The organism is Psychrobacter sp. CR212 (genome assembly GCF_059693765.1).
Genome location: NZ_JCATIF010000005.1, coordinates 79735 through 96286 on the forward strand (window position 1 = coordinate 79735; position 16552 = coordinate 96286).

Annotated in this window: 9 protein-coding genes; 3 read left to right on the top strand and 6 right to left on the bottom strand. The window is 43.8% G+C overall.

What is annotated here, in order from left to right:
• Positions 1 to 72: 72 nt before the first annotated feature.
• Together AC58CZ_RS10265 and AC58CZ_RS10270 are read right to left on the bottom strand one after the other, a co-directional pair.
• Entirely contained in the window at positions 73 to 1254 is a 1182-nt protein-coding gene (locus AC58CZ_RS10265; protein ID WP_494224782.1) for an acetylornithine transaminase, read from the bottom strand.
• 41 nt (positions 1255 to 1295) lie between these two features.
• Positions 1296 to 1487: a DNA gyrase inhibitor YacG gene (locus tag AC58CZ_RS10270; RefSeq protein ID WP_494224781.1), complete on the bottom strand. Its 192-nt coding sequence runs from the start codon at positions 1485 to 1487 to the stop codon at positions 1296 to 1298.
• 182 nt (positions 1488 to 1669) lie between these two features.
• On the opposite strand from AC58CZ_RS10270, the gene AC58CZ_RS10275 reads away from it, so the two are divergent.
• Positions 1670 to 2326, top strand: a complete 657-nt coding sequence (locus AC58CZ_RS10275; protein ID WP_494224780.1) for a class I SAM-dependent methyltransferase — start codon at positions 1670 to 1672, stop codon at positions 2324 to 2326.
• 155 nt (positions 2327 to 2481) lie between these two features.
• On the opposite strand, the gene AC58CZ_RS10280 is transcribed toward AC58CZ_RS10275, so the two are convergent.
• Both AC58CZ_RS10280 and purD read right to left on the bottom strand, forming a co-directional pair.
• On the bottom strand, positions 2482 to 3876 hold the full coding sequence (locus AC58CZ_RS10280; RefSeq protein ID WP_494224779.1) for an AarF/UbiB family protein: 1395 nt from the start codon (positions 3874 to 3876) through the stop codon (positions 2482 to 2484).
• Positions 3877 to 4267: 391 nt separating this feature from the next.
• Positions 4268 to 5578 carry a phosphoribosylamine--glycine ligase gene (gene purD / locus AC58CZ_RS10285; RefSeq protein WP_494224821.1) on the bottom strand — a complete coding sequence of 437 codons (1311 nt, stop codon included), beginning with the start codon at positions 5576 to 5578 and terminating at the stop codon, positions 4268 to 4270.
• 175 nt (positions 5579 to 5753) lie between these two features.
• On the opposite strand from purD, the gene AC58CZ_RS10290 reads away from it, so the two are divergent.
• Both AC58CZ_RS10290 and AC58CZ_RS10295 read left to right on the top strand, forming a co-directional pair.
• Positions 5754 to 5969, top strand: coding sequence for a hypothetical protein (locus AC58CZ_RS10290; protein ID WP_494224778.1), 216 nt, complete (start codon positions 5754 to 5756; stop codon positions 5967 to 5969).
• A gap of 65 nt (positions 5970 to 6034) precedes the next feature.
• Positions 6035 to 10879, top strand: coding sequence for an NAD-glutamate dehydrogenase domain-containing protein (locus AC58CZ_RS10295; protein ID WP_494224777.1), 4845 nt, complete (start codon positions 6035 to 6037; stop codon positions 10877 to 10879).
• A gap of 135 nt (positions 10880 to 11014) precedes the next feature.
• On the opposite strand, the gene AC58CZ_RS10300 is transcribed toward AC58CZ_RS10295, so the two are convergent.
• Positions 11015 to 14890 carry an SbcC/MukB-like Walker B domain-containing protein gene (locus AC58CZ_RS10300; RefSeq protein ID WP_494224776.1) on the bottom strand — a complete coding sequence of 1292 codons (3876 nt, stop codon included), beginning with the start codon at positions 14888 to 14890 and terminating at the stop codon, positions 11015 to 11017.
• Between the two features lie 78 nt (positions 14891 to 14968).
• The gene (locus AC58CZ_RS10305) at positions 14969 to 16540 is read right to left on the bottom strand and encodes an exonuclease SbcCD subunit D C-terminal domain-containing protein (protein WP_494224775.1); all 1572 of its coding nucleotides are present in this window, start codon (positions 16538 to 16540) and stop codon (positions 14969 to 14971) included.
• Between the last annotated feature and the right edge of the window lie 12 nt (positions 16541 to 16552).

A 16552-nucleotide genomic window follows, 5' to 3' on the forward strand; every position in this document is an offset into this window, starting at 1 on the left:
GGGTCAGCAAAAAGCCTATGGATAGAGTTGTCCATAGGCTTTTTTATTACATGCTACATATTCAAGCAAGCTTTAGAATGTTGGCTTTAATAAGTTGATCAAGCGTTCAGCGACTTGTGTGCTTTCATCACGGCTCATATTGAGCGGCGGTAGCAAACGTACCACATGGCCACCTGTCACATTGATGATAAGTTTTTGCTCGTCACGGGCACGATCTACCAATTGGCTACAATCCATGTCTTCAGGTAGCGCAATACCAATCATCATACCGGCACCGCGGCTACTTACGCCGTGTTGTCCTAGTGCATTGACGAGACTTTCTCGGATAAACAATCCTTCCGTCACCGCATTCTCCATGATGTCGCTATTTGCAAGTACATCGTACACGCTATGTACCACGCGACTGGCTAATGGCGTACCACCGTAAGTAGAGCCATGGCTACCTGCGCCAAATAATCCATTGGCACGCCCACGTACCATACAAGCACCAACTGGAAAGCCATTACCTAAGCCTTTGGCGGTCGTCAATACATCAGGGCGAGCATTGCTATGCTGATAGGCAAAATACTTGCCAGTACGACCATTACCGGTTTGCACCTCATCAAGCATGAATAACCAGTTATGAGCATCACACTCTGCTTGTAGCTCTTCTAAATAGGTAAAGCCATTGGCCGCAGTATTAAGACCACCTTCACCTTGGATCGGCTCTACAAAAATGGCGCAGATGTCCTCATAATCCAGTGCAGCCTGCTGAACGGCAGCAATGTCACCAAATGGTACACGAATAAAGTCATCATCTAGCGTATAAAACCCTTCGCGGGCTTTTGGATTAGCAGTGGCCGATAGTGATAGCAATGTACGGCCGTGGAATGACTGCTCCATCACGATGACTTTTGGGCGTGCAAAGCCTTGTTGCGACGCATACAGGCGTGCAAGCTTTAGTGCCGCTTCATTTGCTTCAGCGCCACTATTGGCAAAAAACACACTATCCATTTGAGCTGACGTACATAGTATCTCTCCTGCGCGCTCTTGCCAGTCGATACCGAACAAATTACTTGTATGAACCAAGGTCGCTGCCTGCTGTTGAATAGCATCGGTCACTTGTGGATGGCAATGTCCTAATCCACATACCGCGATACCAGTTAAGGCATCTAAGTATGGCGTATCGTCTTTTGTATAGAGCCAACTGCCTGCACCGCGGGTAAAGCTGATGGGTTGACGATTATAAGTGGGCATTAGGTAAGTAGCAGACATGTAAAACATCCTTGGTATAATAAATTGAGTAAAGAGGTAGGTTATAGCTCGTCAGAAAAAGGTGTGGTTTCTGCAGGTAACGTGTAGTCTTCATTTGCCCAAGCACCTAAGTCGATCAGCTTACAGCGACCACTACAAAATGGCTTATATTTGTTGTCTTGCCAAGCAGTTTGAGTGCCACAACGTGGGCAAGCGTAGGTTTTGGGTGCAGTGTTGGTATTAGAGTCAGTCATAATAAAGGTGGGAATATCCTTGATGTTATTAGTATCATTTGCGCACGATAGTTATTTATTATCATATAAATTGTGATGAATTTAGGAGTACTAGTTTTCGGTATATTACTATTCAATTAGATTGGCTATATAATAGCATGGGGCAGAATAATGACAAAAGACAAATGCTTTAAGGATAGTAGATGACAGACAATATCGAGTTCACACATCAGCAAGCGCGTGCCTTTCAACCACAACGACTCTCCGCACCGCGCGACTTTATGATTCCAAAAATCATCAGTGATAATAAAGACGAAAAGCCGTTAATCTTGGAGATTGGAGCAGGGAAGGGCAAGCATGCACTTAGCTTTGCCCTGCAAAATCCTGATAAGCATTTAATCGCCATTGAGCGCACACGCAATAAGTTTGATGCTTTTTCAAAGCTGGCTACACTGCAAGACCTATCGAACCTAGATGCGATCCATGCAGATGCGATTGCTTGGACGGTGCATGCGCTAAAACCCAATAGTGTGGCTAAAATATTTATTCTTTATCCCAACCCTGAACAGCATAATCCCAATCAGCAATGGCTAAATATGCCCTTTTTTGAGTTTCTACTATCTCGCTTGCAAGTAGGGGGAGAGATAATACTGGTCACCAATATTCAATCCTATATGGACAATGCAGAGCATCAAACAGCTAAGCTTTGGTGCCTACCAAATACTCGCTACCGAGTGCCTGTCGACAGCCAGCGTACACATTTTGAAGTGAAGTACCTAGCGCGGCAAGAGGTATGCTGGGAGTTAAGCATCCGTAAGCCAAAATGGTATAAAACAAGGTTTGATAATTGGCAAGCTTAATAATAGACGAAAAATAGCCTAAGTAATAAAAAATATAGTTAAAAGTGTGCCATTACAATATAATACGAAGATTAAATATAAAATAGCCTAAGCAAAAAATATAAACCAAAAAAAGCCGTCACTAAAGGACGGCCAAAATTTCGCACGTTTAAAAACTATAAATAAGGTTTGACCAAGGTACTAGGGTTGGTATGTGCATCAAGCACTGTTAAAAAAGTATATGCACCAATAAATTTGCGGCTAATAAACATGAATTCTTTTGGAGGAAGGTTAAATTCAAAAGATTGCATCGCACGAGTAGCTTTAGTGGATAAGCGTGAATGCAATTTGCTATTGGCCCAAATATAGCGATTTTGCTCATCCAAACAATCTGTAGGGATGTCATCGTTTTTCTCAGGATCGCTAAATGGCTCGGTAGCCAATAGGAACAATGAGGCAATATCAGAGCGTACTTTATCACTCATACTATCGAAGAAATCATAACCCGTCATCGCTAGAGTCATCGCCTGATGGTTGTGGTGATATCCAGCCCTTAATAGTCCACGGGCAATCGTAAGCAAATTACTATTAAATTGACGAATTGCACCAAAATCTAGCAAAACAAGTTTATCGATATCGTCTGTACTTTCACTAACTCGAACTAAATAGTTACCAAAATTAGGGTCCGTCTGCATTTCACCCCAGACAAAAATCTCTTGCATCATAATTTCGATGGCAGCTTGACCAATTGCACTGCGGCGCTCGTGAGGCAACAGCTGTAGTGCTTCAGACACGACAGTGATACCTGGCTCATATGACATACATAGCAGACGTTTTTTTGAGTAATTACGATTAATTTTAGGCACGATATAACGTGGATCATTGCTTAAACGATCGTAGAAACGCTCTGTTGTTGCTGCTTCTGCTTCATAATCGACTTCATGGTGGAGTAGGTCCCGTATTTCCTCAAACCAAGCATCGAGAGCGCGCGTTTGGGGGACGATGTTACTTACCTTTAGTAGTCGCTTAAATAGGGCGAGATCAGAGTTGATGGCATCGGCCACCCCCGGATACTGAATCTTCAACACGACTTGTTCACCAGTTGCTAATACTGTGGCCCGATGGACTTGGGCAAGAGAAGCCGTTCCAATAGGAACAGGGTCAACATCGAGCTCATTTAGTTTTTCACCCAATAGCTGGCGCAATGTTTGCTCAATTGTCGGCCAGGTAAGCGTCGCCGTATCATCATTGAGCGTTTGCAAGGCACGCGTAATCTCTGGTGGCAATATATGTTCACCATAGATGGCTAGCATTTGACCAATTTTGACAACTGAACCTTTCAATTTACCAAGCTCTGATGCCAGATAACTCGCTTGAGCTTCCATAAATGCTTGGTTACGTGCGGTCCGTGCTTCTTTATTCAAAAACATGCCAGACACACTATTACCCGCCCAACGACGACCAATATTTAAGGAGGTTTTAGCAATCGACATGCGGCGATCAAACCCTGAGGTTTTTAGACTATCGATTGATTGCTTATTGTTAGAAGGTTTAGACGTATCATTTGCCATAAATATAATCATTCATCCAGTTGGTATTGATTTGCGGGTTCGAGACCTACAATACAAGGGAGATGTGATGCACGGGTATAAAATTGTATCATATAAAGTGCATGGGTTTTATGAGCGCACACAGGCTGTTGATAGTTACTTTGTAAGTCAAAATAATTGCGTGATATTTTACCGATTTAATGTTGAGAGTTGTGCTCATGTCTGGTCTATCGTTAAGCCGCCATCTCATTTTTTATGAGCATTTCATCAAAAATAGACCTAAAAATGACTATCAAAAAATAAGACCTAGCATGCATGATGCTAGGTCAAATAATGTATAGCGTATCAGTCATATTTGCTTAATCAGACATATGGAGTGAAAAATACACGTTATCTGACAATGATTAACTCATCAAGCATTTTCACGAGCAATGGCATGATGCCCGATATCACGGCGATATTGCGCACCATCAAAGCTAATCGCAGCAGTGACTGCTAGTGCTGCTTGCTGAGCTTCAGAAATATTATTTGCTAAAGCAGTCACGCACAATACGCGTCCACCGTTAGTCACAACTTCGTTCTCATTGTCATTCGAGAATGCCGTACCAGCATGAAATACTTTAACCGCATTATCGTTCGTAGTGTCCAGCTCTGGCAAGCCAGCAATCACATCGCCTTTCGATGATGTTTCAGGATAGCCTTTCGATGCAACTACGATACCTAGAGCAGGGCGGTTGTCCCATTTGGCTTCGCTAGGCAGTTGACCTGCCAACCCTTGTGCAACCAAGTCTACCATTGATGACTGCAGGCGCATCAAAATAGGCTGCGTCTCTGGATCACCAAAGCGGCAGTTGAATTCAATTACATAAGGATCGCCTGCTTTATCAATCATAAGACCAGCATATAAAAATCCAGTATAAGGGTGTCCTGCGTCTTTCATCGCATCGACGACTGGCTGAATGACTTGTGACATCACTTTGTCATGAACGTCTTTGGTCACGACTGGCGCAGGTGAATAAGCACCCATACCGCCAGTGTTGGGACCCGTATCCCCTTCAAAAGCACGTTTGTGATCTTGGCTGGTCGCCATTGGCAAGATATTGTCACCATCAATCATGCAAATGAAGCTGGCTTCTTCACCTTGCAAGAACTGCTCGATGACCACACGACTACCAGCATCACCGAATTTGTTGTCCGCTAGCATATCGTCAATCGCTTCACGCGCTTGCTCAATAGTCTCAGCAACAATGACGCCTTTACCAGCAGCAAGCCCGTCAGCTTTGATAACAATAGGCGCGCCTTGCTCATCAACGTAAGCTTTGGCAGCAGTAGCGTCTGTAAATCCTTGATAAGCAGCCGTTGGAATATTGTTTTGTTCCATGAACTCTTTGGCAAAGGTTTTCGAACCTTCTAATTGAGCGCAGTAGGCTGTTGGACCCCATGCTTTGATACCAGCATCACGGCACGCATCAACGATACCAGTGACCAAAGGTGCTTCTGGTCCAACGATAACCATGTCAATATCATTGTTTTGGCAAAACTCGATAACAGCGCTGTGCTCGCTGGCATCAGTAGACGTTAAGACAACGTTTTGGCATTTAGGTTCAAGGGCCGTGCCAGCATTACCAGGAGCGATATAGACATTTTCGACATTGTCATCTTTTGCACACTGCCATGCCAGCGCGTGTTCACGACCACCTGAACCAATCACCAAAATATTCATCATACCTCTTGCCCTTAGCATTAAAGTTAATAATGAGCTATTCGTACGCTCGTAGATATATCGGCATATTCTAACAAAAAAACAGTATTGATTACTATGAGTATCCACTTGCCAGCACCTAATCTCGAATATTATGGCATTGAACATCATTGTCTCATTAGCAAAGGTTATCGACATGTCGTTGATTCATGAAATGATGTTGTACGCTTTAGCTCGCGCCGCAGGTGCGTTAAACTTCACTATATTGATGGCACTAAATCCTGATGGCTACATATTCATAAAAATAAGAGTAAAAAAGGAGAAAGTCTTTAGACGTCATAATAAAAGAATAAGTCGCGTGACTGGATATATTGCCATTGCATCACAAGTTATAAAGCCCTATATGCAATGACGGTAATTAACACAGATTGATAAACATAAATAGATAAACCAAACCTATAAAAAGGACGAAGGACAATGCCAAACTCCCTCAGTATCGCAAAAGAGCGCATTAGCCAGATAAGCGATATTGCTACCAGTTATGTACAAAAAGACAAATCGCTATTTGATCATTTTATCCATAGCTACTATGAGCCGCTGCATCAAGAAACTGCAGAGGCGATCAGTAATGCTGATTTGGCGGGCATGGCGCTACATCACTTTACATTGCTCAAAGCCTACGATTGCAGCAAACCACAACTGGCAGTATTGAATCCCTTAGCAGAAGAACAGCACTTTCATAGCTCACACACGGTCATTCAGATCGTGGCATATGATAGACCATTTTTAGTTGATACAATCTTGATGAGCCTAGAAGCTGAAGGTATCGATGTGCACCGCACTTACAATATTATCGTTAGTGTTAAACGCGATGAAGATGGCCAGATTACTTATGTTGAAGGCGCACATGAAAGTGCCACTTCTCATATGTCGTTGATTCATTGTGAAATTGCTTATCAAGATAATGAAAACTTGGAAGCATTGAAACAAATGCTTATGTCTAAAATTGACACGCTTGATACCGTCGTTGGCGACTGGAAACAAATGCGTGCTCAGTTAAATGACATTAAAGCTGAGCTGTCTAACAAACCACTGCCAGAAGTGTTCTACTCACAACAAGAAATCCAAGCATTTTTAGATTGGATTTTAGATGACCACTTTATCTTCTTAGGTTATCGCGAGTACCGCTTAGAAGGCGGTCACGAAATCGAAGTCACCGAACCTACTAATTTGGATTTATTTGCCATTGGTAATAGCGGTCTTGGTCTATTGCGCGGTTCAGAAGAAGACAAGATATCAGAAAGCTTCAATCAACTGCCTAAAGGGCTAAAACAATTATTAACTGAGCCGCGCGTGTTGATGCTGTCTAAATCAAGCCGTGTATCTCCGATACATCGCTCGGTATATATGGACTTTTTGGGTATCCATAAGTTCGATGATAATGGTAAATTGATTGGTGAGTATCGCTTTATCGGTTTGCTGACATCACAAGCGTATCAGCTTACCGTACAGCAAATACCGCTACTACGCGAAAAGGCCAACCAGATTATGGCCATGGCAGAATTGCCACGTGATGGTCATGCTCATCATAAATTGATGCATGTGATTAATACCTTGCCACGTGATGATCTGTTCCAAGCCAGCGTCGAAGAGCTGTACCCAATTGTCTCAGGTATTAGCCAATTACAAGACAAAAAGAGCTTACGCTTATTTAGCCGTATCGACCATTACCAACGTTTTGTCTCGTGCTTAGTTTATATTCCACGTGATAAGTTCAACACTGAGCTACGCATCAAAGTACAAAACGTTCTAAAAGATGCTTATAACGGTCTGTCTTCAGGTTTTACCACTGAATTCAATGAATCTGCGCACGCCCGCGTCCATGTCCATGTGCGCACAGTGCCAGGTCAAGTGAATGACGTTAATATCGCGACACTTGAAGCCAAATTGTCTGCACTCATGCAATCATGGGATGACAATTATCAAAAAATGCTGCTTGATAATGTGGGTGAGCAACAAGCCAACGCTTTGACTCGTCGCTTTTTAGATTACATTCCTGCTGCGTACCAAGAGCGTTTTGATGCTCGTACCGCAGTCGAAGATACGAAGCGTCTGGCGGGACTGACCGCAGAAAACCCAATGATTTGGCATTTATACCAGTCGACAGGCGATGCACGTAACCAACTTCACCTAAAGCTATACGGTCGCGAGCAGCCTGTTATCCTATCAAAGGTGCTACCAATACTTGAAAACTTTGGTGTATCGGTTATCTCAGCACAGACTTATGAGTTTGATTTGCCAGAGCAGTCTATTTGGATGCAAGAGTACGAGCTGACGCTAGAGCATGTCGATACGGTCAATATGCAAGTCGTGCGTGGTCAGTTCGAAGATAGCCTCAAGCAAATTTGGGCAGGCCGTGTTGAGAGCGATTCGTTCAATGAGTTGGTACTAACGACCAAGCTCGACACTTATGATGTCGTCGTATTACGTGCGCTGTCTCGCTATATGCTACAAGCTCGTGCGCCATTCTCCAGTGCTTATATTCAGCAAACTGTCGTTAAAAACAGTGATATCAGTGTGGCATTGGGCAGCTTGTTCGATGCGCGCATGAACCCTGAATATAGTGATGAGACGCGCCAAGAAAAAACAACGAAAATTCAAGAGAAAATCACTGCTGCGTTAGCAGATGTCGATAGCCTAGACGAAGATCGTATCTTGCGCTGGTACTTAGATTTGATCAATGCGATGGTACGTACCAACTTCTATCAAGTAGATAGCGACGGTCAACGCAAAGATCGTTTGTCGTTTAAGTTCTTGGCAGCAGACATTCCAAACCTACCTAAACCAAAGCCAATGTTTGAGATATTTGTCTATTCACCGCGCGTTGAAGCGGTGCATCTACGCGGCGGAAAGGTCGCCCGTGGTGGTCTGCGCTGGTCAGATCGTATGGAAGATTTCCGTACCGAAGTACTTGGTCTTGTCAAAGCACAGATGGTCAAAAACGCAGTAATCGTTCCTGTTGGCTCTAAAGGCGGCTTTATTGTCAAAACCAAAAGTATGGCTGATGGTCGTGAAGCGTTCCAAGCAGAAGGCATTGCCTGCTATCAAACGTTCTTACGCGGTATGCTTGATGTCACAGACAACATTGTAGATGGCAACATCGTCCCGCCAGCCAACACAGTACGTCATGATGAAGATGATCCGTACTTGGTTGTCGCAGCGGACAAAGGCACAGCGACTTTCTCTGATATCGCCAATGCGCTCGCAGCAGAGTACAACTTCTGGCTGGATGATGCCTTTGCTTCAGGTGGTTCAGTAGGTTATGACCATAAAGCAATGGGTATTACAGCGCGCGGTGGTTGGGAGTCGGTCAAACGTCACTTCCGTATGCGCGGTATGGATATCCAAAACCGTGATGACTTTACCGTGGTCGGTATTGGTGACATGAGTGGGGATGTATTCGGTAATGGTATGCTGCTCTCAACGCATACTAAGCTCGTTGCTGCCTTTAACCACCTGCATATCTTTATTGATCCTAATCCAGACACGGCGGCCTCATACGCGGAACGCGCACGCTTGTTTGAGCTACCGCGCTCATCATGGGCAGATTATAACGACTCCTTAATCAGTCAAGGTGGTGGGATATTCTCACGCCAAGACAAGACTATCGCTATCAGTCCTGAGATGAAATCGCTCTTTGATATCAGTGCAGACAGCCTTGCACCGAACGATTTGATCAGTGCGTTATTACGTGCGCCTGTCGATCTCATCTGGAATGGTGGTATCGGTACTTATGTCAAAAGTGCAAATGAGACGCATGCCGATGTTGGCGATCGAGCCAATGATTCGCTACGTATCGATGGTAATGAGCTACGTGCAGCCGTCGTTGGTGAAGGTGGTAACTTAGGTCTAACCCAGCAAGGTCGTATCGAATACGCTCAAACGGGCGGACGCATATATACAGATGCCATCGATAATTCAGGCGGTGTAAACTGCTCGGATCATGAAGTCAATATCAAAATCTTACTTGGCAAAGTGGTCGAGCAAGGCGATATGACGCTGAAGCAGCGTAATGAATTGCTTGAGAGTATGACTGACACCGTAGCAGAATTGGTACTACGTCAGAACTACTTGCAACCACAAGCCATTGAGCTGAGTCATATTCGCGCCGCAGCCAATCTAAGCGATCATCAGCGCTTTATCCAAATGTTAGAGAATGAAGGGCGCCTGGATCGTGCGATTGAGTATCTACCATCAGATGAAGAGATTACGAAACGTCAAAAAGCAGATACTGGTCTGACCAACCCTGAGCTCGCAGTCGTCTTGGCTTATGGCAAAATGTGGGTCTATGACAATCTGTTATCATCTGATTTACCAGATGATCCGTACTTCATTAACGAGCTACGCAAATATTTCCCAGATGAGCTTGCATCACGCTTTTTTGATGAGATGACTGAGCACCGCTTGCATCGTGAAATCATCAGCACTTACTTGACCAACAGTGTGGTCAACCGCTTAGGTATTGAAGCGCTATTCCGTCTGTTTGAGGAAACCGATCAATCACTAGCGACTATCGTGCGTGGTTATGCGATTAGCCGTGATGTATTCAACGTATCGCGCGCTTGGCAAGCATTAGAAGCACTAGATAACCAAGTTGAAGCAACACTACTGCTGAACCTTGAGCTGCGTCTACGTGATGCGCTTGAGCGTGGTGTGGTCTGGTTCATCAATGCCTTTGGTCAAAACTTGCAAGTTGCTGATATGATTAGCCGCTTTAGTGATAGTGTTGAAAAACTGACTAAGCCAAGTGGTTTTATCGAGCAGCAGTTTGCCCAATATTTGCAAGAAGACACCGAGCGTTTGATGCAAAAAGATCTGTCTGACAACGATGCTACCTTATTTGCGATGCTACCGTATCATGTCGATGCGCTTGATGCTGCATTGCTGGCTGAGCAATATGAGCGTCCTGTTGATGAGATTGCAACCCTATACTTTGAAGCCTATCAAGTGTTGCAGTTAGATTGGATGATGGACAATATTGCCAATTTACCACAGCAAGACTACTGGGATCGCCGTGCACGCCATGCGTTAGTGAACGAGTTGTCACGTAGCTTGCGCCTACTAATGGATGCGGTACTGTCTAAACCAGATGCCAAGCAAGCATTTAGTGAATGGAAAGCAAGACACGTCGATCAGCTTGCAGCAGTCACGACAGAGATGAATAAGTTAGATGAGCTGCATAGCAACGATGAAGAAGGTCAAATTGGTCTGTCAACGCTGTCAGTATTGATGAGTGAGCTGAGTGGTTTAGTCACTAAATAATCAGTTACTCAGTAAGAAATAAATATCTGTAAGTTCAAAAAAACCACCGTTCTTAATGTTCGGTGGTTTTTTATTGTCTAAACAAAATCGTTTAATCGAAAGTAGAGTAGAAAGTAGCAAACTGACTAGCTTAAATTACGAGGCTTTTTCACTGACAACTTTGTGACATCCTTGACCACTAATTCGGCTAAAGCCGCCCGAGAGCTTTTCGACCTTAATTTGGGTTAAGATACGATCTTTTAGCGCCTGTACATGGGAGATTACCCCGATTAATTTTCCTTCTTGCTGCAAATTGGTCAGTGTATCTAGCGCAATATCCAAAGACTCTTCATCCAAGGTACCAAAACCTTCATCTAAAAATAGCGAGTCCACGCGAATATTTTGGCTGGCCATTTGTGATAGTCCTAGTGCTAGAGCAAGGCTAATAATAAAGCCTTCACCGCCTGAGAGATTTTTGGTACTACGAATCTCACCGCCTTGATAATTATCAATGACGTTGAGCTCAAGCGGGCTATTGTCATCACGAGCCAGCAGGTAGCGATCACTCATTTTTTGCAGCTGAGTATTGGCATGATTAACCATCAGATCAAAAGTGAGGCCTTGAGCAAAGGTACGATACTTTTTGCCATCAGACGAGCCAATCAATTTATGTAGCTGTTGCCACACTTGTAACTTCTCTTTTTGGGCATTGATGGCATCAATCTGTGCCTGTTGCGTGCTTTTCTTATCCTCATTGTCTCGTAACTGCTGACTGATTGCACCAATTGACTCAATGCAGCTATTAAACTTCTCTTGGACTTGCGCTTGCTGCTGGATAAGCGTTTCTTTATCGTCTGTTGTCAGCGGATTAGCTTGCTTATCTTCTAATGCTTTCTCGGTTTCTTTCAATAAGGATTGCGCTTGCTTGAGTGCATAATCAATATGTTCTTGCTGCTGCTTGAGTGCATTACGCTCATCCATAGGCAAGCGCGCCGCCAAAAAATCGGGTTCTGCGTAAAAACTTGAGGAGGCAAGTGCCGTTTGGAACTGGTTTTCTAGAACCTGCACGGTATCAGCTGCTGCTTTGATTTGCTGCGTGATTTGCTCTCGTTGGTCTTTTAGCTGCTTGAGCGTGTATTCAGCACTGTCTAGTTGTCTTTGGGCAACGGACTGATCGGTTTTCGCTTGTTCTAATGCCTCGCGCAAACGCTGCTCTTCTGCATCGGGATCTTTGTCGGCGAAGACATTGATTCTGTGTGTTTGTAGCTGCTCAAGCGCCTTTATTTTTTCAATCACGAGTTGAACCAGACTATCAAGCTCCTGTTGGTCTTTATCCAACTGGGTTTGTTTGGTATCGATCTGTATTTCTAGACCGCCTAGTTCTGTCGCTAGCTTTTGCTGATGCTCTTTATAATTATTAAGCCCATTTTTTATGGTTATAAGCGCTGCGTGCTGCTGACGCAATGTCGTGATATGCGTATGATAATCCGCCTCGTTTAGGATAACTTGGCTATCAATACTTTCCATCAGGGGATGTAAAGTTGGCTTCGAGGTGCGTATCTGCGCGATTTCGTTTGACTGAAACGTGCCGGCGGCGTATCTTTCTAAGAGCTGAATGATGTCATTTTTAAGGGTGGTTAATTCAGAGAAATTATCGTGAATGTGTTTATCTGTATTATCTATACTCACGGATGTTATTTTGATATTCGTCTCAATCCCATTAATATCGCTTGCCAGCTTATGCTGCTGTTGTGCTAATGCGCTAATGTCCTCGCGCATGGTAGCGAGCTTCTCACCAAGCCTCTGATAATTGGACAGCGTGCCTTTAAGTGATGCTTTACGTTCGGTCAATTGATGTTGAGTGCTCTTTAACACCGGTATTATATCTACATGTGTCTCAAGTTGCTGCAATGGTTGTATCATTGCCGCGATAAAAGGTGAGTACTTTTCCTTCAGGACTAAACTCACTGACTGCTTGATATCAGCTGCTAGTTTTTGTGCTTGATCTTGTAGTAGGTTTTTCTGTTTTTGCTGTCGCTCAAGCTGCTGCTGTTTGGTTGCTTGACTGATACGATGTACAGATAAGCTGTTTTCCAAATCGGATATGGTGGTGTCCAGCTCTATCATTTGTTGCTGAATCTGATCTGCTTCGGTATCTGATATCAAATGCGGGTGGTTTGCGCCATAAGGATGCTCAAGCGATCCGCACAGCGGGCAGGGATGACCGTCTTTTAGATCAGCAATGTGGCTTTCTAGAGTGGCTACTTTTTGTAGTAGATATAACTGTGTTTGTTTGTCTTGCCGCTTGTCTTTAGTGGATTGGATAGTGGATGCTTTATTAGTAATGATATCAGCCAGCACTACCAGATCGTCTTGTATTACTGGTAGCTCAGTGTCTATATCTTTGATCTGTGCGCGAAGCTCATTGAGCTTATCTGCTTTTGACTCTATTTGTTCAAGCTGACGATCGAGGCCATCTATCTGTTCTTGTTCGCTGCGTATCTCAGGTAGAGACTGTCTTTCAATTAATTCGGCTTGCTTTTGTTGCAATTTCTCGATCTGAGCTTGCAGAGCTTTTTCTTTAGCCGCTTGATCCTTTTGTAGTGGATACAAGGTTCTAAGATGGCTTTGATACTGGTCTGTATTGTGTTTTTGGTTGGCCTTGCTGATATTTAAATCAGCATTGTCTTGGAGCAGTGCTTTTAAACTGGTGCAATAACTCTTAAAATTAGCAATATCGCCGTCGATGTCATTTAAGTCATTTGCACCATTAAGATTGCGCGCTATATCTGCTAATTGGGATTTATTTTGTACTGCTTGTTGTTGATGGTGATCAATCTCTAGGCGTAAGCGCTGAGTATGGTCCGATAAAGTATTCTCCCTTTGCTGCGCTTCTTTTAATCCCTGCGTTTGCTGCGTAATGTCGATATCTAGTCTACGCGCTTCTCTAATATTAGGTAAGGTGGATCGCAGCGCTTCATCAGCGGCTTGTACGCGAGTTTTTACGGTATCTAGCAGCACGTTCGCTTGGTGTAAGTTATTCTGTGTTTGCGGCAGCGTATCGTTAATTCCTTGCTGTTCATTTTGTAAACGTTTTAGATTATTGCGGTCAGAGGCAAGCTTTCCGTATTGACTATCAATCTCCAACGCCTTATTGGCAGCGGTTAAGCGTCTAGCGTCATGGATAAAGTCTTGCTGAGCCTGCTGAGCCTGCGCTAGATCATTTTGATAAGTATTCAGTTTTTCTTTTGATTCTGTGACGCTATCTAGCCACTTTATCTTTTCGACCAAATCTTGAATTTCTCGCTGCTGCGTACTCTGGGTGCTTTGATATGACTGCAAATCGGCTCTTAATTGACCTTCTTCTTCGGCATATAAAAGTGCCAAGCCATCTAAACCATATTGCAGTTTACTCAATATCTCTTCTTCAGTGCGTTTTTTATTATGAACATGTGTTGAAATGGTGGCATAAATATCAGTACCTGTAATTTTTTCTAAAATATCGGCACGCTCGTCAGCTTTTGCCTTCAAAAAAGCTGAAAAACTGCCCTGAGCCAGCAATATAGAGCGAGTGAACTGCTGAAAGTCCATCCGAGTCAGTTCAATTATTTTATTTTTGGTATGTTTTAGCGTGCTCTCTAACAGCTCATCTTCTTTTGACGAGTCATCAACGTTTATCTTAGCAATTTCATGAGTTGCGTCTTGCAGATTGCCATCTGCCTTATTATAAGCACGGCGCTGTCCCCAACGGCAGCGGTACTGCTCACCATTTAAATCAATCACGACTTCAGCGAAGCATTCCGCTGTTTGCCGCGTCATTACTTCATTGCTGCTTTTGCTGATACTGTTGATCCTTGGTGTTTCACCATATAGCGCCAGACAAATCGCATCCAATATGGTGGTCTTGCCAGCGCCAGTCTGTCCTGTGATCGCAAAGATACCTTCATTGGTAAAAGCGGTGTCAGCAAAATCAATGTGCCATTCACCTTTGAGAGAATTGAGGTTTTTGAGTCTGAGTTCGATTAGGCGCATGGATATATCTTATTATTAGTGATAGCAGCAACTGCAAAAATTTAGAAAATAGAAGTGCGATAATGATTCACACTTATATTATTCTGCCTGTTTGTCCTCATGATGTAAGTGATAAAGTATCTGACCATAGGCATCACGCAACGAGTCTTTTTGTGACTCAGCCACCTCATTAATCGTCAAGCAGCGCTCAAATACTTCCATCTCATTCAAGTCTTGCAGATTCTCCGAGGTTTGCTGTTGGTTAAGCACTTTATTATAAGTGCGGGTGTTCTTAATCTTTAATACCTCACATGTCAGCCCATCTACCATCGTTTGTACTTGCTCACGTAAGTCACTGACAATCTCGTCACCCGTATAGACCACCTCTAACCAAACAGAATCCGTTGGTGTGAGTGATTTTATCGTTTGTGAGATTGTGGTTAGGTCACCAGATATCTGCGCTAGCTGTTGGAACTTTGGAATGGGTAGAGAAACTACTTGCATCTGATTGTGGTCATCATGATGCAAAACTTCGTTAGAAGTAATGGAGTCGTTAGGCTTGGGTTTATGCTGTTTTTGATCGTCAGTGTTCGCTTGAAGAGCCGCTGTTGTTATCTCATGATTATCAGCTGGCGCGTCAAATCCAAATAAGTCATCCATATAGGCAGTGGCTTGACTCGCTATTTTCTTAGCAGTCTTTTCTGCTGATTTTTCAACCTTAGTAACCGTATTAGATAGATGAGGTACAACGCTATCAGATGTGATGTTTACTTCTATGATTTCATTATCAACATTAGCTATAGCACCAAACTGTACCAGCAATACCTGTTTTTGCTGTTTTGCCTCTCCGAACCCCATCGCGATGGGTGAGCCTGAGTAGCGAATACTCTCACGACCGCCAACGCGCTGTGGTACGTGCAAATGCCCAAGTGCGACATAGTCAAAACCCTCATCAAACATATCAGCGGAGATTTTGCCAAGTGAGCCAACATAGAGATCGCGCACGCCGTCATCATCGGTTGTTTTGCCACCAGCGGCGAATAGATGACCTGTGGCAATGATAGGGATATGCCGTTGATGTACCTCGATTAATTTGGCCTGCTGTTCTCTAGCAATCGCTGCTACCTCATCATAGTGAGCGCGAATACCTCTGATAACATTGGCATCTTTGCTATCCGCAGACTCGCCAGCGCTACTGCTACGTACATCACGGTCGCGCAGGTAGGGTACAGCGGCGATAATGCAATGAGGATTGTTATCATCATCACCTAAGACCAATACCTCATCTTCTAAATCATCACAAGCAGTCCCAATCACATGGACATTCAAAAATTTGAGCACATTGCTTGGCGCATCCAAAAACGTCGGTGAGTCATGATTGCCTGCGACAATGACCACATGCTGACAGCAGGAACGTGAGACCTTACCCAAAAACTCATAATATAGCGCTTGGGCTTTATTGCTGGGCGTCATGGTATCAAAGATGTCACCTGCGACAATCAATATATCTACTTGCTGTGCGCTAATGGTGTCTTTTAGCCACTGCAAAAATGCCTCAAACTCTTCATAACGCAGACGACCATAAAGCCTGCGCCCCAAGTGCCAATCGGACGTGTGCAATATTTTTAAAGGTCTAACAGAGATATATTTAGAAGCAATAGATAGGGGCATAGTTTGGCTTAT